This is a genomic window from Neisseria sp. P0004.S004, from assembly GCF_051963335.1.
GTDB lineage: Bacteria > Pseudomonadota > Gammaproteobacteria > Burkholderiales > Neisseriaceae > Neisseria.
The window spans coordinates 273658-291632 of the sequence record NZ_JBQCUK010000001.1 but is presented as its reverse complement, the minus strand read 5'-3'; the positions used below and the strand labels follow the sequence as shown (position 1 = coordinate 291632).

Here is a 17975-nt window from a genome sequence, read left to right as displayed (position 1 = left end):
TGAAATCTCTTGCTTAATTTACAATTGGTTATCTGCATTTTCGTAGCCTAGCATAACTGCTAATCTACGTCAGCCCCAAATAATATGGTGCAGACCCAGGCTTCGGCCGCGGGTACGCTCTCCAGTATTATTTTTATTCTGCCGGGTTTGCTGATGGCCGGTTATTGGGCGGGCTTTCCGTTTTGGCAGACAACGCTGCTGTGTATGTCCGGCGGTATTTTAGGTGTGATTTTCACTGTGCCTTTGCGTTATGCGATGGTGGTGAAGAGCGATTTGCCTTATCCGGAAGGCGTGGCGGCGGCTGAGATTTTGAAGGTCGGCGACCATGATGCGGACAAACAGGAAGGCGGCAGCGGTATCAAGGAGTTGATGTCGGGCGGCGCTCTGGCCGGTTTGATGAGCTTCTGCGCAAGCGGTTTGCGCGTGGTGGCCGACAGCGCGAGCTTTTGGTTTAAAGGCGGCGCGTCGGTGTTTCAAGTGCCGATGGGCTTTTCGCTGGCTTTGCTGGGCGCGGGCTATTTGGTCGGACTGACCGGCGGTATCGCGATTTTGCTGGGTATTTCGATTGCCTGGGGTGTGGCCGTGCCTTATCTGTCGGCGCATATTCCGCAACCTGCCGATATGGAGATGATTCCTTTTGCGATGTCTTTGTGGAAGGAAAAAGTCCGTTTTATCGGCGCAGGTACGATCGGTATCGCGGCTATTTGGACGCTGTTGACTTTGATGAAACCGATGGTCGAGGGTATGCGCCTGTCTTTCCGCAATTTCGGCGGCGCGCAGATGACCGAGCGCACGGAACAGGATTTGTCGCCTAAGGCGATGATTGCTTGGGTGTTGGCGATGATGCTGGTGTTGGGCGTGTCTTTCTTCCACTTTATCGGCGACTCGCATATTTCCGGCGGTTTGGCTTGGCTGTTGGTGGTCGTATGTACGTTGCTGGCTTCGATTATCGGCTTTTTGGTGGCCGCGGCTTGCGGTTATATGGCCGGTTTGGTCGGTTCGTCTTCCAGCCCGATTTCGGGCGTGGGCATCGTCTCTATCGTTATTATTTCGCTGGTGTTGCTGTTGGTCGGTGAATCCGGCGGCTTGATGGCGGATGAGGCAAACCGCAAATTCCTGCTGGCGTTGACGCTGTTTTGCGGCGCGTCTGTGATTTGTGTGGCTTCGATCTCCAATGACAACCTGCAGGATTTGAAAACGGGTTATCTGGTAAAGGCAACGCCTTGGAAACAGCAGGTCGCGCTGATTGTCGGCTGCGTTGTCGGTGCATTGGTGATTTCGCCTGTGTTGGAGCTTTTGTATGAAGCCTACGGCTTTACCGGCGCGATGCCGCGTGAAGGCATGGATGCGGCCCAAGCCCTTGCCGCGCCTCAGGCAACTTTGATGACCACCATCGCCCAAGGTATTTTCTCGCACAATCTGCAATGGGATTATATTTTCACTGGTGTGGGCATCGGCGTGGCGTTGATTGCGGTCGATTTCACATTGCGCAAATCTTCCGGCGGCAAGCGCGCTTTGCCGGTATTGGCCGTGGGCATGGGCATTTACCTGCCGCCGTCTGTGAATATGCCGATTGTAATCGGCGCGGTATTGGCGGCGGTGTTGAAATCCGTCATTGCCCGCCGTCAGGAAAACCGTGAAGGCCGTCTGAAAAATGCGGAACGTATCGGTACGCTGTTTTCCGCCGGTTTGATTGTCGGCGAGAGCCTGATCGGTGTGATTATGGCGTTTATCATCGCCTTCTCCGTAACCAACGGCGGTTCGGATGCGCCTTTGGCCCTGAACCTGGAAAACTGGGATACGGCCGCCAAATGGCTGGGCTTGGCGTTTTTTGTTTTTGGTATGTTCGTGTTTGCACGCCGCGTGTTGAAAGCAGGACGTTAAGTTTGTAGGTTGAGAAAAGGCCGTCTGAAACCCAAAACATTGGGGTTTCAGACGGCCTTTTCAGTGGAAATTTGTTTGGAATGATTTTAGGAAGTTTGGGTATAATTGTTGCGGGGCTGGTAGCAAAAAAGCCCCATTGCAGTGGGGCTTTGTGCTGAAACCGCCCTAGAAAGGATGGTTTCAATCATGAAACATACCACTCGCACGGGTCGTTCATGACTGAGACTGCGGACAGTCGTTAGGATTATCCTAACCCTGTTCCTGCTCTTAGTCAATTAAACGGCTGAAAACAAAAAACTGTTTTTCAGTTTCCGCCTGTTTGTCATGAACAGGCGGTTTTTTATTGTTTAACGCTGATTCAAACAATCCGCAATCGCTTTGGCAATTTTGGCACTGGCGCCTTGGTGTTGCGAAATGAATTGCTCGGTGTGGCTGATCAGCTGTTGGCGCAGCGTTTCGTCGTCGAGGTATTGGCGCGTGGTTCTATACCAGGCTTCGGCGGTTTCGACGCGGACGGCGGCTTTGGCTTCGACTGCGCCTTTGCAGGCTTGGGCGAAGTTGTAGTTGGAGTAGCCGAAGAGGGTGGGGACGCGGCAGGCGATGGGTTCGATGATGTTTTGGCAGCCGGCATCTACGAGGCTGCCGCCGACGAAGGCAATGTCTGCGCTGAGGTAGTAGGCGGCAAGTTCGCCCATGCTGTCGCCTATCCAAACCTGTGTATCGGGGGAAACGGGTTGTCCGTCGCTGCGTTTTTGGACGGTATAACCAAGCGATTTGGCGGTATCGTAGGCCGTCTGAAAGTTTTCAGGGTGGCGCGGGACGATGACCAACAAAGCATTGTCGCGGTAGCCCTGCCATGCTTTGAGGAGCAGCTCGGCTTCGTCTGTGCCTTTGTACACGCGCGTGCTGGCGCAGACGACGACGGCTCGTGCGCCGATGCGTTCTTTAAAGGCGGCGGCAAGCGGACGCAGGTCGTCGGGGGGCGCGATGTCGTATTTGGTGTTGCCGCAGACGTGGACGTTGGATGCGCCGATGAGGTGCAGGCGTTCGGCATCGGCGGCGGTTTGGGCAAAGCAGCCGGAGAGGGTCTGCATGGCAGGCTCGACCAGTTTGCGGATTTTGAGGTAGCCGCGTTGGGATTTTTCGGAGAGGCGCGCGTTGGCCAGAAAGAGGGGAATGCCTGCTTTTTGGCAGCCGTGCATCAGGTTGGGCCAGATTTCGGTTTCCATCAAAATGCCGCAGATGGGGCGGTGTTCGGCTAAAAACCGGGCGACCCATTCGGATTTGTCGTAGGGCAGGTAACGGCATTGCGCATCGGGGAACAGGGATTGCGCGGTGGCGCGGCCGGTCGGCGTCATTTGGGTAATCAGAAACGGCGAGTCGGGAAAATGGCGGCGCAATGCTTGCACTAAAGGTTCGGCCGCACGCGTTTCGCCGACGGATACGGCGTGTATCCAAATCGGATGTTGCACGGGATTGGGATACGCCTGCCCGAAACGCTCGTCCCAATGCTCGAGATAGGCTGGGGATTTGAGGGCGCGGCGGCGCAGGTGGCGGCGGATCAGGAAGGGGGCGAGGTGCCATAGCGTGGCGTAAAGGCGGCGTATCATGCTTACGGGTCTTGTGTCGGAATAGGCCTATTTTATCGGAAACTGAAACGGAAGATATAGCTTTGATGCGTGTTTTACGCAAAGGAAACAGGCCGTCTGAAAGGTTTCAGACGGCCTTTAATGCAGGCATAAACGCTTTTACTTCACTTGCGCCATGTATTTTTTCAGACGGCCTTTGCTTTGCATGGCGCGGTTTTCCATTTCATCGACAACGGCTTGCGCTTTGGCTTTGTTCACCGGTTTGCCGACCTGGATCACGCCGCTCATGTTCATCATGCGGTGCGGCGGGCAGGTATAGACATACACGCCTTCCTTGTCGAGTTTGAGGGTGAAGTCTTTGCCGTCTTCGGAGAGGAAGTCGGCAACGCCGTCGGGCAGGGCTTTGCTTTGCACCCAGTGGCCGCTGTTAGTAGCTTTGAAGGTTACGGTGTCGCCGACCTTGGCGTTGACGTAGCCGGGTTCGAACACCATGCTGCCGTCTTTGCCGTTGTCGAGCATTTTGACTTCGTGGTTGGCGGCGTATGCGCTGAGGGAAGCGGTCAGCATCAGGAGGAAGAGGGATTTTTTCATGGGGGAGTCCTTTTTGTGAAGAGTATAAAATGGTTGCGGGGCTGGTTTCTTGGTGGCAGATTTCTCAGCTAGGATTGCCGCATCGGGCGGATAACGGGCAGGCCTTTGCTGTCGTATAAAAGTTCGATGTCCACTTTATACAGCCTGCCTATCATGTCCGCCTGCAACACGTCCTGCGGCGCGCCCTGCGCCTGTACTTTGCCTTCGCCGAGTAGAATCACGCCGTCTGAAAACTGCGCGGCGAGGCTCAAATCGTGCAAGACCATCAGCGTAACCAGATTGTGTTCGTGCGTGTATTGCACCACGCGCTCCAAGAGGTTCAATTGGTGGTGCATATCCAGCGCGCTGACCGGTTCGTCCAGCATCAGGATTTCGGGGCGGCGCAGCATGACTTGGGCAAACATCACAAGCTGCCGCTGTCCGCCGGAAAGCCGCATGACGTCGCGGTGCGCCAAGTGGCCGATGCCCAGCTCCGCCATGATACTTGCGGCTTCGTGCAGCAGTTCGTCGCCGACGTGCATGTGCAGCGCGTCCATGCGGCCGAGCAGCACGACTTCCAGCGCGGTCAGCGAGGCTTCGGCGGCGGTGTCCTGCGGCATATAGCCTATGCGTTTGCGCCAGCTTTGCAGGTGGATTTTGCTCAACATTTCGTCGCCGTAGCGGATGGTGCCTTTGTGCGCCACTTCGCCGAAAATCGTTTTCATCAGCGAGGATTTGCCCGTGCCGTTCGGGCCGAGCACGGAATAGACTTTGCCTTGTTCCAGCGTCAAATCGATATTGTCGGCGACGACATAATCGCCGCGCCGGATGTGTACGTTTTCAAGTTTCAACATTTCAGACGGCCTATCGTTTCGTTAATACAATCCAGAAGAAGAACGGCACGCCGACAAACGACGTAACGATGCCCACCGGAAACAGCGCGCCGGGGATAATCACCTTGGACAACACGCTGGCGACCGATAAAAACGCCGCCCCCGCCAGCATCGCGCCGGGCAGGAAGAAACGTTGGTCTTCGCCTAAAAGAATCCGCGCCACATGCGGCGCGACCAAGCCGATAAAGCCGATGACGCCGACAAAACTGATCGCCGTCGCCGTCATCACCGCCACCAACACCAGCGTTTTCAGGCGCAAAAATTGCAGATTGATACCCAGCCCGACGGCGCGCTCTTCGCCCAAACGCAGCGCGGTCAGCTTCCACACGTCGCGCGAAAGCAGAAACACGCATACCGCCGTAACCGCCGCCGTGACGATGACCGTCTCCCAAGTCGCCTTGGTCAAACTGCCGAACAGCCAAAACAGAATCTGCTGCGAAATCTCAGGCGCGGCGATAAACTGAATCAGCGACAAAATCGACTGAAACAGAAACAACAGCGCAATCCCCACCAACACCAGCATCGCCGAATTGAAGCGGCGCGCCGAGGCAAACAGAAACAAGATGCCCGAAGCCAGCATGGTCATCACAAACGCACCAATGGGGACGGCGACCGTTTCAGGCAGCCCGAAACCGCCGAACGCAATCACCACCGACGCGCCCAAACCCGCCGCCGCAGCCAAGCCCAGCGTATAAGGGCTGGCCATCGGGTTGTTCAAGAGCGTCTGAATCTCCGCCCCACCGACGCCCAAAGCCGCACCGACCACCAGCGCCATCACCGCAATCGGCAGGCGCAAATCCATCACAATCAGGCGGTTCATTTCATCGACTTCGGGTTTGCCCAGCAAAACATTAACCACTTCGCCGACAGGCAGCGTGTCCGTCATCGCCGGGCCGGTGGCGATGTCGAATAAGAAACTGACCGCCGCGATGATTAAAAACATCAAAACAATCAACCAACGCTTGCCTTCTAGCCTGCGCTGGTTTTTCACAATCTCGGCGACAACCGAATCATTCATGTTTCAAACCTTTAAAAAAGAGTGTTGTGAAAGGGGAGAACAGGTTTGCCTTTTTCTTCCGCAAAAATTTCAGACGGCCTTCCGATTTAAAAGGCCGTCTGAAAATCTAAACTACCTTATTGTCCTTTCGGATAGAGGTAGAACGTGCCGCTCGGAACGACGGGCAGGTTTTGGCGGTAGAAGTCCAGATAGGTTTTCTCAGGGTTGAAATCTTTAAACAACTGCGGATAAATCGCTTTGGCCATAAATTGAATCGATGCGCTGTCGGACAGCGTGCGCGAGTTGGCATGGTAGGCGGCGTAGAGGCGGTTGTTTTTAATCGCAGGCAGGTTCGCCCAGCCGGCGCGTTTGGCAAAACCGGCCAAGCGTTTTTCCGCTTCGGCTTTTGGAATGCCCCAGCCCATTACCATGGCGGCAGGGTTTTTCTTCAATTCGGTTTCGCGGCCGGTAATCACGATCACGTCGGGTTTGGCGGCGAGGACTTTTTCAGGATTGATCGGGCCGTAGAATTCAACCGAAGAAGCGGCGATATTGTTGCCGCCGACCAGCGTTGCCATCGAACCCCACATGCTTTTGCCGAAGGTAACGCTGTGTTCCGCAGGGCCTTTGTTGCCGAACTCGACATAGACTTTAGGCTTGGGCAGGTTGGCTTTTTGCACGCGCGCCTGGATGGTGTCGGCAACGCGTTTGTAGTCTGCCGCCAGTTTGTCGGCTTTTTGCTGCTGGCCGGTCAATGTGCCGATGAGTTTGGTCGATTGAACGTGTTTGGCCACTGTTTGCGCGTTGTAGTCCAACACGACGATGGGGATGCCGGCTTTGTTGATGCGGTCGAGATCGGAACCCAAAGCCTTGTATTGCCATTCGGCCAAAACCAGCAAATCGGGTTTCAATGCCAATACTTTCTCAATCGAGAATGTGCCGACTTCCACTTCGCCCACGTCGGCAAGCTGGTTCAACTTAGGCACGGCTTTGCTGAATGCCGCCCAGCTTGGTGGCGCCCAGTCGGCCCAAACTGCTTTGGAGAAACCGACGACGTTGTCCAGCGCGGTTTTACCGCCGATGGCCATGTAGTCTTGGTAATAGAAGCCCAAAACCACGCGTTTGGCAGGCAGGTCAACGGTTACCTTGCGGCCGACGGTATCGGTCAGCTGAACAGGTTTGGCAAAAGCGGATACGGAGCCGACTGATAAAGCTGCGACGGTAATCAAAGCAGAAAGTTGCGTAAATCTCATGAATCATTCCTTTAAAATATGATGATAATTACTATCTTTTTATAAATTTACAAGGTATTGAATCTTTTTTCAAGTGAATGTAGGGATAGACATATTTCGGAATAAAAAGTTGCATCATTAAAACGAAGGGATAGTGTTGATATAGGGCTTGGGTGTACTGAAGACCTAGTAAAAAGGAATGATATGGTGTGTCTAAAGCCATAGTGGGCAGTAGCAGGAAGGGATAGGTAAAGGGTTTTTATTGCAAAAAAATAAAAGGTATTCGGTTGAAAACAAGGCCGTCTGAAACCTTGTAATCGGGGTTCAGACGGCCTTTGGTGTGGGCATAAAAGTTTTATTTCACTTGCGCCCTATATTTTTCAGACGGCCTGTAAGCAGTATTTGGGAAAAGTGAAAAAGGTTGGTTTTTGAAAGGGCGAAATAGGGAAGAAGAGGGCTTGAGGGCGAATCGGGCATAAACTAAAAATGGGGACGAATAAAAAGGGCGTGTATCGAAACACGCCCTTGTTAGTTCAGACGGCCTGTGATTCCGCCTGCTCGCTTTGGTTGAGGATTTTAATCAGTTTCTCGGCTTTTTCCGGGTCTTCGCAGCGCAGGATTTTGGCGGCATCGTTTTCAAGATGGCCGGTGTGGCTGTGCAGGATGATGTTTTTAACCGAAAGCAGGTTGTTGGGGTTCATGGAGAATCGGCGCAAGCCCATGCCGAGCAACAGTCGGGTGAAGACGGTATCGCCGGCCATTTCGCCGCAGATGGAGACACCTTTTTCCATGCGGTTGGCGGTGCGGATGATGTGTTGCAGCGTTTTGAGGACGGCAGGGTGGCCGGGTTGGTAGAGGTGGCTGACGCTGTCGTCGCCGCGGTCGACTGATAGGAGGTATTGAATCAGGTCGTTGGTGCCGATGGAAACGAAGTCGACGAGCTTGAGGATGCTGCCGACGGTCATGGCGGCGGACGGGATTTCGATCATGCAGCCGATGCTGACCGGGCCGAAGGTTTCGCCGCGTTCGGTCAGCTGGCGTTGGGCCGTGTCCAGATGGATAAGGCATTGGCGCACTTCGGAAATAGATGTAATCATCGGCCACATCATGCGCACGGGGCCGTGGGCGGCGGCGCGGAGGATGGCGCGCATTTGGGTACGGAACATGACCGGCTCGGCGAGACACAAACGGATGCCGGTCAGGCCGAGCGCGGGGTTGAGGCTGCCGTTGGGCGTGCTGTTTTGGCCGAACCAGCGCGGATTTTTGTCGACGCCCAAATCGACGGTACGGATGGTGATGTTTTTGCCTTTGAGTTTTTTGACGATGCCGGCATAGACTTCGTATTGTTCGTCTTCGGTCGGCATGTTGTCGCGGTTGAGGTAGAGGAATTCGCTGCGGAACAGGCCGACGCCGTCTGCGCCGAAGTTGTGCAGGGCTTTGATGTCTTCGGCGGATTCGATATTGGCGAGCAACTCAATGTTGATGCCGTCGGCCGTGGTGGCGGCAGTTTTTTTGATTTTGTTGAGTTCGCGCTTGTGGCTGCGGTATTCGCGGGCGAGGCGGCGGTATTCGTTGAGGACGACTTCGTCGGGATCGATGATGAGGACGCCGTTGATGCCGTCGACGATGACGATTTCGTTTTCGGTGATGAGTTTGCGGGCGTTGTGCAGGCCGATGACGGACGGGATGTCGAGGCTGCGGCCTAAGATGGCGGTGTGGCTGGTCGGGCCGCCGGCATCGGTTACGAAGGCGGTAATGTGCTGCTCTTTGAATAGTACGGTATCGGCAGGCGAGAGGTCGTGCGCGATGAGGACGGTATCGTCAAACAGGTTGCCGGCAAGGTTGATTTCGTTGCTTTGGCCGACAAGGTTGTTGTGGATGCGGCGGACGACTTGGAGCATGTCCTGTTTGCGTTCGCGCAGGTAGTCGTCGTCGATGCTGTCGAACTGGGCGGCGAGCTTGTCGCTTTGTTGTTTTAATGCCCATTCGGCGTTGATTTTCTGCTCGCGCAAAATGTCGATGGGTTCGCGCGAGAGGGTAACGTCGGTCAGCAGCATGAGGTGTAGGGAAATGAACGCGCCCAATTCGGTCGGGGCGTTTTCGGGAATCGCGCTGCGCAATTGTTCCAATTCTTTGCGCGTGGCTTTGATGGCGTTGTCGAAACGGGCGACTTCGGTATCAAGTTTGTCGGGATCGATGTCGTATTGGGGGACTTCCGTTGTGCCGCGCGTGATGAGGTGGGCGTGGCCGATGGCGATGCCTTTGCCTGCGGCCACACCGTGTAGGACGATGCTCATTATTCGCCCTCGCCGAAGTAGTCGTTGATGAGGTCGGTCAACGCCTGCATGGCGGCGGCTTCGTCTGCGCCGTCTGTTTCCAGCTCAATCACGGTGCCTTTGGCGGCGGCCAGCATCATCAGGCCCATGATGCTTTTGCCGTTGACGCGGTTGCCGTTTTTGGTAACCCAGACTTCGCTTTGGAATTGGGAGGCGGTTTGGGTGAATTTGCTGGAGGCGCGCGCGTGCAGGCCGAGTTTGTTGATGATTTCGATTTCTTGTTTGAGCATGGATTTCCCCTAATGGTTGTAAAGTAAATGTTTTCAGACGGCCTTAGCCGTTTTCTTTGCACACCAGGTCTTCGGGTGCGGATGTAATGGCGAAAATGCCCCGGATGGCGGCTTCTTTGACGGTTTCGGTGAAGTCGGAGAGGTTTTCGGCTTGTGATGAGTATTGGATGGCTTTAATCATCATCGGGGCGTTGAGGCCGGTCAGGATGGCGGATTTGTTTTCGCGCACCAGTCGGCGTGCGGCGTTGCACGGGGTGGCGCCGAAGATGTCGGTCATGATCAGTACGCCGCGGTTGTCGGGAAATTCCTGCAAGGCGGCGATGGCGTTATTGATGATGTCGTTTTGGTCTTCATTGGGCTGAACGCCGAGAATACGGACGTTTTCGGGAAAGCCGTTGGGGAAGAAATGGTGGGTCAGCCCTTGGTAGGCTTCGCCTATGGTTTCGTGCGTGATGATAAGCAGGCCGATCATGATGTGTTCCTAGTGTTGGTTTGAGGCCGTCTGAAAACCTTTCAGACGGCCTTGGTTTTATTTGTTGTTTAAGGCGTAGATTTCGCCGAGGTTGCGCCAGCAGTCGGCGGCATCCATGCCATAGCCGAAGACGTAGCGGTTGGGCACGTCCAAACCGATATAGTCGGCTTGGGTCGGTTTTTCTTTGTCGATCAGCTTGTTGGCAAATACGGCCGCACGGCAGCTCGCCGCGCCCATTTCCAACAGTTTTTCCTGAATGGCGGCCATGGTGTGGCCTTCGTCCAAGATGTCGTCCAAAACGACGACATGACGGCCTTTGATTTGCTCGGGGTCGGGCATGCGTTTCCAGTTGAACGCGCCGCCTGCGAGTTTGTCGCCGTAGCGGGAAACGTGGACGTAGTCAAAGTCCAGAGGGAAGCGCAACAGCGGCAGCAGCTGTCCTGTAAACACCACCGCTCCACCCATGACAGGCAGCAGCAGGGGGTATTTGTCGGCCAAGTCGCGGGTGATGTCGTCGGCAACTTTTTGCAGGGCCGCGCGGCATTGTTCTTGGTCAAACAGCAAGTCGGCATTGTCCAGCATGGCTTGGGTTTCAAGGCGTTTGGTTTCTAAGTCGGTCATGATAGGTCGTGTTGGTTACGGTTAAAAACAAATTATATAGCGGATTCAATCAATTTTCGATACAGGCCGCAATGGCGCATGGGAAGGGAGGAAATTGAAACCGAACGCGTTCAGACGGCCTTTTGTCCTTCTGCTTCGTCCACCAGCAAAAATGCCGCCAAAGCCAAAGCGGTCAATACGGCCGTCAACACCATCGCCCGTCCGTAATTGTCCGCACCGGCGCGCCCGAGATAATCGTAAATCAAGGTGGTCAGCGTCTGCCATTCGGGGCGCGACAGGAACAATGTGGCTGCAAATTCGCCGATACACGTTGCCGAAGCCAAAGTCAGGCCGCGCCGTAAGGCCGGTTTTAATAAAGGCGCGGTTACATAACAGGCCGTCTGAAAACCGTTTGCGCCCATGGTGTGCGCCGCCTCCGCATAATCTTTGGGCAAACCGTCCCACGCAGCCAATACGTCTTTAGCCACAAACGGATACGCCAACAGCGCGTAAGTCGCCGTCAGCAGCCACAGCGAAGCCGTCCATTGCGGATAGAGCAGCAAAACACCAAACGCGATGCACACGGGCGACACCATAAACGGTAAAAACATCAGCGCGCGCAACCACGCCATTTGCCGTGCCGCTGCCGCATACAGCACGCCCAAAACCGTCGCTGCCGCCACGGCTGCCGCAGAGAAACGGATCGTGTTCCACACTGCCGCCCACGTTTGCGCTTCCAGCAAAACCGCCCACGAAGAGCCTGCTGCTGCCGCCTTGAGCCACACCGCCGCCAAAGGCAGCAGGCAGCACAGCACCAACATGGCCAATACCGTTGCCGTCAGCCATTTTTCCCAAGCCCGTACCGGCGCGCGCGGAGGCAAAGGCGAGACCGACTTATCCACCGCCACGCGCTTGCTCCAATACGCATACAAACCACCGGCCGCCGCCGTAGCCGCCAGAACCAGCCACACCAACACCGACGCACGCGCCATGTCCAACTCGTACGCCACCAGCCGGTAGATTTCCACTTCCACCGTTGCAAAACGCTCGCCGCCGAGCAGCAAGGCCAGCCCGAAGCCTGAAAAGCAATATAAAAACACCAAGCACGCGCCGCCGGCAACCCATGCACGCACCACCGGCCATTCGACCCAGACAAACCGCCGCCACGCGTCCGCGCCCAAAGATTGCGCCGACAGCAACCGCGCCTGCGGCACACGCACAAATCCCTGATACGCCGAGCGTACCAAAACCGGCAGGTTGAAAAACACGTTGCCGTAAATCAGCAGCCACGGCGTGTCCTGCCAACCTGCCGCCAGCATGCCGTGTGCGCCAAACAAGGCCAGCACGCCCATGCCTGCCACCAAAGTCGGCATCACAAAAGGCAGCATCAGCAGGCGCAAAACCGTGCGCCGTCCGGCAAAGTCCATCCGCGCCAGCACCCACGCCGCAGGCACGCCCAAAGCCGTGACCAAGACGCAGGTCAAAACCGCCTGCGCCACCGTCCAGCCCAAGCGCAGGCGCATATAGTCATCAGCCACCACTTCCGCCCAAGCGCCCTCGCCGTCGTAAAACGCCAGCGACAGCAAAGGCGCGGCCACCATGACCGCCAAGAAACCCAAAGGCAGCAGCAACAGCGCACACCGCCGAACCCAAACCTGCATCGATGCGTACCCGAGAATAAAAACGCCTATTTTAGCCCGAGTTCGGCGCAGAAGGTGGTATTCCTGCCCTTGTTTTCAGACGGCCCGGGTAGTTGAACGGATAAAATCGTTGTTTCTTTAAAATTTTCAAATATTTACGAAATTTCTTCAAAAAGGCAACAAAATTGGTTGGGCATTTTTGATACAATCCGCCGCTTCAAAAAATCAAATAAATCAAAAACAAGGAAACATTATGACCACTACACGTCCCCAAACCTACGATACCGTCTCGCGCGCATTGCACTGGCTGACCGTACTCGGCTTCATCGGCATCCTGACCACCATCGCCATCTGGACCATTTATGACGGCGAAGAATGGGTCGGCGCACTCTTCGGCGTGCACAAATCCATCGGTTTCATCACGCTGCTGGTGATTATCGTGCGCATTGTTTGGGCCTTGATCAATGCGTCCAAACGTCCTGCCGCTGACAGCTTTGCCGCCAAAGCCGGCCACCTTGCCCTTTACGTCCTCATGCTTGCCGTTCCCGTTATCGGCATGATCCGCCAATACGGTAGCGGCCGCGGCCCGTTGAAAGTATTCGGTGTCCAAGTGATGCAGGGTTCGCCTGAAAAAATCGAATGGATGGCCAACCTCGGCAATATGGCGCATGGCAAACTCGGCTGGCTGCTCTTCGCGCTGGTCGCCGGCCACATTGCCATGGTCATCGTCCACCGCATTCAAGGCCACGACGTTTTGTACCGCATGATCGGCCGCCGTTCTTAAGTATAAAACGGTAAACAGACAAGGCCGTCTGAACACAGTTTGACCAAGCAAAAACTGTTTTCAGACGGCCTTTTTGTATTTGTGTTAATCTGCAAAAGTAGGGCAGGCATTTTGCCTGACTGTTGTCTAAATACTGTAAACCATACCGAGAAACACCATGACTGCTCCCATCCTCTCCATCACTTCCGGCGAACCGGCCGGCATCGGCCCCGACATCTGCCTTGATTTGGCTTTCGCCGACCTTCCTTGCCGCCCCGTTGTTTTGTGCGATAAAAACCTGTTGGCGCAAAGGGCCGAACAGCTCGGCAAATCCGTCATCCTGCGCGATTTTCAAGCTCAAGCGGCCGATCCGTTGCCCAAGGGCGAACTCGAAGTTCTGCATATTCCTTTAGATGCCGAATGTCGGGCGGGCGAACTCAATCCTGCCAATGCCGCGTATGTGCTCCGGCTGCTGGATACGGCGTATCAAGGCATTTCAGACGGCCTGTTTGCCGGTATGGTGACTGCGCCGCTGCATAAAGGCATCATCAACGATGCCCACGCAGGCAACGGCTTTTTCAGCGGCCATACCGAATACCTTGCCGAAAAAAGCCATACCGAACAAGTCGTCATGATGTTGACCGGCGGCGGCCTGCGCGTGGCGTTGGTGACCACCCATCTGCCGCTGAAAGACATTTCCGCCGCCATCACGAAGCCTTTAATCGAGTCGGTTGTCCGCATTCTTGAACACGACCTGCGTCATAAGTTCGGCATAGCCAAACCGGTCATCCTCGTTACCGGCCTCAATCCCCACGCCGGCGAAGGCGGCCATTTGGGACACGAAGAAATCGACACCATTATTCCGGCGCTTCATGCCCTGCAGGCCGAAGGCATAGACGCGCGCGGCCCTTATCCGGCCGATACCGTGTTCCAACCCTTCTTGCTCAAAGATGCCGATGCCGTCCTCGCCATGTATCACGACCAGGGCCTGCCGGTGCTCAAATACGCCGGTTTCGGCGAAGGCGTGAACATTACCCTCGGCCTGCCCTTTATCCGCACCTCCGTCGATCATGGCACGGCCTTGAATTTGGCAGGCACGGGCAAAGCCGATTCCGGCAGCCTGATGACCGCCGTCCGCGCCGCGCTCGATATGGCGCACAATATGCAGAAACAGGCCGTCTGAAGCGTGGAGGTTTGATCGTTTGTCGGCGTAAAGTGTTCCTGTAAGAGCATCATCAGGAAATATTTGCCTGTCGGTTGATAAAGCCGATGAGTGTTTGGACAATAATCAGCGTTTTATTTTAAAAACCATATATAACAAGGCCGTCTGAAGCCCCGATTTTTAGGGTTTCAGACGGCCTTTTGGTTTTTTGTTTACCAAATTTCAGACAAAGTTTCTTTGACTTTGGCCTTCACTTCCGCACCGAAGCGGCGGCTGAGCATTTTGCTGAAATCGTCTTGCGGCGTGTAGTTGACCAGCTCGGGGGCTTTGACGACATCGCGGGCGACGCTGTAAATGCTGCCGAAGTCGTCAATCAGGCCGACCTGTTTGGCTTCTTTGCCGGTATAGATGCGGCCGCTGAAAACGTCGGGATATTGCTTGTCTTTCAACCTTGCGCCGCGGCCGAGTTTGACGGCTTTGATGAATTCTTGGTGGATATCGCCCAACATACTTTCCCAAATTTGGGTTTGCGCCGGCGTTTCAGGTGTGAAAGGGTCGCCCATGCCTTTGTTGCTGCCGGCGGTTTTCAGACGGCGTTTGACACCGGCTTTGTCCATCAGGCCGGTAAAGTCGAAACCGCCGCCGATCACACCGATGCTGCCGACGATGCTGGAAGGATCGGCGTAGATTTTGTCGGCTGCGGCGGCAATGTAATAGCAGCCGGAAGCGCACATGTCTTCGGCAACGAGGTAAACGGGGATGTCTTTGTGTTCGGCTTTGAGGCGGCGGACTTCGTTAAAGGCCGTGTTGGACACGACAGGCGAACCGCCGGGGCTGTTGGCGCGGATGATGATGGCTTTGGCGTTGCCGTTTTCGTAGGCGGCTTCCATGCTGTCGCGCAGGATTTGGACTTGGTCGTCGATGTCGTTGCCGATTTCGCCGGTCAGGTCGATAACGGCGGTGTGTTCGCTGCGGGCTTGGACCGACGTGGTTTTTCCTTCTTCTTCCGCAAGACCGAAAATCAGGCTGAGGAAGATGAGGACGGCGACGCCGCGCCAGATGTTGCGCCAAATGCGGGCGCGGCGTTGTTCTTGGTAGGCGGCGAGAAGGACTTCGCGCAGGGTGTTGCGCTCCCAGTTGTCGACGGGGGTGGAGGCTGAAGAGGGTGTGTTTTGGGCATCGCCTTCACGGTGGATTCGGTATTGCATGATGTGATGTGCTTTCGTGCAGGCCGTCTGAATGTTCAGACGGCCTTATCGGTTTTAGTTGATGGAATAGCCGCGCAGGTATTGTGTGCGCTCGCGGGTCATGCGGGTTTCGCACTGCAGGCGCAGGTATTCTGTTTGTGCGGCGTTGTCTGCGGACGCGGCGGCTTGTTGGCAGTTGAGTTTTTTGCTTTGAATCCAGGCGCGTTGCTCGCCGAGGATTTGTTGTTTGACATCGCTGTCCAAGCCGCCCCAGAGGTCGTTGATTTCGCCGTCCGCCTGACGGTTTTGCGCGCGCGCGTTGTCGAGTTCGCTTTGGCTGAGGCCGGACGGCTCGTTGCGTTGGGTTTCATGGTCGGGGCGCAGGACTTCGTAATCTGAATCGTCGCCGTCATCGGTCAGGCCGGCAGTCTGGCTGGCGGCGTTGTTTTCAAGGATGTCTTGCGGATTGACAGTCGGCGGCTCTTCCGTGTTTTGGTTTTGCAGCAGTTTGATGGCCTGCTCTTTGGACACGGGTTTGCCGTCTATCATGACGATGCTTTTCACGCCGTAGGGCAGCAGGGTGGCGGAAAGGGTTTGGGCAGTGGAACTTAGGGTATTGTCTTCGAAAACCGGTTTGCCGTCTTTGTCGGGGGTATAGAGCAGGGTGGTGCTGAACGTGTTGTTTTCAAAGGTCAGGTTGCTGCCCATCAGTTTTTGTTCGAGCATGTCGGCCAACGGGGTGCTACCGTAAATCAGCGGGCTGTTGTCTATGGCCGTTTTGAGGATGGTGTCGGGAATACGGATTTTGAGGTTGGCGCGGCAGATGGCTTTGCCGTCGTCTTCGGTTTCTTTGGGGTCTTCAAGCAGGGTTTCTAATTCGAGGCCGGCGGCGATGATTTTGTCGGCATCGACGAATTGGCGGTTGTCATTGCGGGCGAAGGAGCGCGCTTGTTGTTTGAGGGTGTCTTCGATGGTGGTACGGATGTTTTGCAGTGTGGCCGGTTGGGCGCAATCAAGTGCGGCTTTGGGCTCTTCTTTGCTGCATGCGGCAAGCAGAATTGTGCTTAAAATCAATACGGAAGCGGTTTTTTTGTACATGTGTACTCCTGAAGGTGACGGCCTTTCAGACGGCCTGACGTGCCTATCATAGCAAAAGCACTTGCTGCAAGTAAATGCGGCAAGTGCTTTTCTATGTCGGACGTATCAGCCTTTGATGACGCTGACGAAGCCGGAGAGGATGGCGGCGTTGAGCAGGTCAACGAAGAACGCACCCACCATAGGCACAATCAGGAAGGCTTTGTGCGAAGGGCCGAAAGTTTGGGTAATGGACTGCATATTGGCAACGGCAGTCGGGGTGGCACCCAAACCGAAACCGCAGTGGCCGGCTGCCAAGACGGCGGCGTCGTAGTCGCGGCCCATGAAGACGTAGGTAACGAAGGTTGCGTACAAAATCATGACGACGGTTTGTACGGCCAGGATGATGGTTACCGGGCCTGCCAGACCGGTCAATTCCCACAGTTTCAGGTTCAGAAGAGCCATGGCGAGGAAGAGCGACAGGGAGGCGTTACCGAATACGTCGATGGCGCGGTCGAACATATTGACTTTGAAGGTTGCAGTCAGGACGTTGCGGATGACCACGCCGGCAAACAGACACCATACGAATTTAGGCAGGTCGAAGAAGGCTTTGTCGTAGCCGTCGACGATTTCGGCAAAAGCCAAACATGCGGCAAACATCGCGAGTGTTTCGACAGCGGAGTCAGCCGTAATCAGACGGGTGCGCTGTGCTTGTTCGAAGACGTCGTCGGCAGCATCGTTGTCGTCGGATTTGGCAGTTTTGACGACAGGTTTACGGCCCATTTTGTTGATCAGACGGCGTGCAACAGGCCCACCAATCAAACCGCCGAATACGAGGCCGAAGGTGGCGGAAGCCATACCCAAGCCGGTTGCACCGGTCAGGCCGAATTTGCTTTCAAAGTCAGGACCCCATGCGCCGGCTGTACCGTGACCGCCGGTCAGGGTAATCGAACCGGTAATCAGGCCGATCAGCGGATCCAGACCCAATGCGCTTGCCAAGCCGACACCGACGAAGTTTTGGACGATGATGAATGCACCCACCACGGCGGTAAAGATGACCAAAGGCAGGCCGCCCGCTTTCAAACGGGTGAAGTCCGCGCTCAAACCGATGGATGTAAAGAAGATGAGCATGAACGCATCTTGCAGCGGTTTTTCAAATTTGAAGCTGACGCCGTAGGCTTCGTGCAGGGCGAACAGGACGATAGCGGCAACTAGACCGCCGGCGACCGGCTCGGGAATATTGAAGTCTCGTAAGAATTTGATTTTTTGAACCAGAAATTTACCAACCAGCAACACGAGCGTGGCGGCAATCAGTGTGTAATAACTGTTGAATTCCCATTCCATGT

At 55.4% G+C, this 17975-nt stretch carries 15 protein-coding genes and 1 pseudogene; 3 read left to right on the top strand and 13 right to left on the bottom strand.

Annotated elements, in window-relative coordinates:
• Window positions 1-78 precede the first annotated feature (78 nt).
• Window positions 79-1884 (top strand): annotated as a pseudogene (locus ACTHRY_RS01420) (OPT family oligopeptide transporter); the annotation flags it as partial.
• 347 nt (window positions 1885-2231) lie between these two features.
• Here ACTHRY_RS01420 and waaA read toward each other — a convergent pair.
• The 10 genes from waaA to ACTHRY_RS01370 all read right to left on the bottom strand — a co-directional run bounded on the left by waaA (window position 2232) and on the right by ACTHRY_RS01370 (window position 12464).
• Window positions 2232-3494: a lipid IV(A) 3-deoxy-D-manno-octulosonic acid transferase gene (gene waaA, locus ACTHRY_RS01415; protein WP_049323638.1), complete on the bottom strand. Its 1263-nt coding sequence runs from the start codon at window positions 3492-3494 to the stop codon at window positions 2232-2234.
• Between the two features lie 138 nt (window positions 3495-3632).
• Window positions 3633-4064 (bottom strand): plastocyanin/azurin family copper-binding protein, encoded by a 432-nt coding sequence (locus ACTHRY_RS01410; RefSeq protein WP_049323637.1) that lies wholly within the window; start codon window positions 4062-4064, stop codon window positions 3633-3635.
• Window positions 4065-4132: 68 nt separating this feature from the next.
• Window positions 4133-4897 (bottom strand): ABC transporter ATP-binding protein, encoded by a 765-nt coding sequence (locus tag ACTHRY_RS01405; RefSeq protein ID WP_049323636.1) that lies wholly within the window; start codon window positions 4895-4897, stop codon window positions 4133-4135.
• A gap of 10 nt (window positions 4898-4907) precedes the next feature.
• On the bottom strand, window positions 4908-5954 hold the full coding sequence (locus ACTHRY_RS01400; RefSeq protein ID WP_049323635.1) for a FecCD family ABC transporter permease: 1047 nt from the start codon (window positions 5952-5954) through the stop codon (window positions 4908-4910).
• 116 nt (window positions 5955-6070) lie between these two features.
• Complete coding sequence (locus ACTHRY_RS01395) at window positions 6071-7186, bottom strand: ABC transporter substrate-binding protein (protein WP_049323634.1); 1116 nt, start codon at window positions 7184-7186, stop codon at window positions 6071-6073.
• 512 nt (window positions 7187-7698) lie between these two features.
• Window positions 7699-9462 (bottom strand): phosphoenolpyruvate--protein phosphotransferase, encoded by a 1764-nt coding sequence (ptsP, locus tag ACTHRY_RS01390; RefSeq protein ID WP_049323633.1) that lies wholly within the window; start codon window positions 9460-9462, stop codon window positions 7699-7701.
• A complete protein-coding gene (locus ACTHRY_RS01385; RefSeq protein ID WP_003747940.1) occupies window positions 9462-9731 on the bottom strand; it encodes an HPr family phosphocarrier protein in 270 nt (89 codons plus the stop codon). The genes ptsP and ACTHRY_RS01385 overlap by 1 nt, the downstream gene beginning before the upstream one ends.
• Before the next feature lie 43 nt (window positions 9732-9774).
• A complete protein-coding gene (locus tag ACTHRY_RS01380; protein ID WP_003747942.1) occupies window positions 9775-10203 on the bottom strand; it encodes a PTS sugar transporter subunit IIA in 429 nt (142 codons plus the stop codon).
• A 57-nt stretch (window positions 10204-10260) separates the two neighbouring features.
• On the bottom strand, window positions 10261-10824 hold the full coding sequence (locus tag ACTHRY_RS01375; RefSeq protein WP_049323632.1) for a hypoxanthine-guanine phosphoribosyltransferase: 564 nt from the start codon (window positions 10822-10824) through the stop codon (window positions 10261-10263).
• Window positions 10825-10934: 110 nt separating this feature from the next.
• Window positions 10935-12464 carry an ABC transporter permease gene (locus tag ACTHRY_RS01370; protein ID WP_049323631.1) on the bottom strand — a complete coding sequence of 510 codons (1530 nt, stop codon included), beginning with the start codon at window positions 12462-12464 and terminating at the stop codon, window positions 10935-10937.
• A 232-nt stretch (window positions 12465-12696) separates the two neighbouring features.
• On the opposite strand from ACTHRY_RS01370, the gene ACTHRY_RS01365 reads away from it, so the two are divergent.
• Both ACTHRY_RS01365 and pdxA read left to right on the top strand, forming a co-directional pair.
• The gene (locus ACTHRY_RS01365; protein ID WP_079453790.1) at window positions 12697-13227 is read left to right on the top strand and encodes a cytochrome b; all 531 of its coding nucleotides are present in this window, start codon (window positions 12697-12699) and stop codon (window positions 13225-13227) included.
• A 157-nt stretch (window positions 13228-13384) separates the two neighbouring features.
• Window positions 13385-14389, top strand: a complete 1005-nt coding sequence (pdxA, locus tag ACTHRY_RS01360) for a 4-hydroxythreonine-4-phosphate dehydrogenase PdxA (RefSeq protein ID WP_049323630.1) — start codon at window positions 13385-13387, stop codon at window positions 14387-14389.
• 191 nt (window positions 14390-14580) lie between these two features.
• Here pdxA and ACTHRY_RS01355 read toward each other — a convergent pair whose 3' ends face one another.
• The 3 genes from ACTHRY_RS01355 to gltS form a co-directional block, all read right to left on the bottom strand.
• Window positions 14581-15576, bottom strand: coding sequence for a S49 family peptidase (locus ACTHRY_RS01355; RefSeq protein WP_003747953.1), 996 nt, complete (start codon window positions 15574-15576; stop codon window positions 14581-14583).
• Between the two features lie 54 nt (window positions 15577-15630).
• On the bottom strand, window positions 15631-16653 hold the full coding sequence (locus ACTHRY_RS01350; RefSeq protein WP_049323628.1) for a lysozyme inhibitor LprI family protein: 1023 nt from the start codon (window positions 16651-16653) through the stop codon (window positions 15631-15633).
• A 105-nt stretch (window positions 16654-16758) separates the two neighbouring features.
• Window positions 16759-17973, bottom strand: coding sequence for a sodium/glutamate symporter (gltS, locus tag ACTHRY_RS01345; RefSeq protein WP_049323627.1), 1215 nt, complete (start codon window positions 17971-17973; stop codon window positions 16759-16761).
• Window positions 17974-17975: the final 2 nt, after the last annotated feature.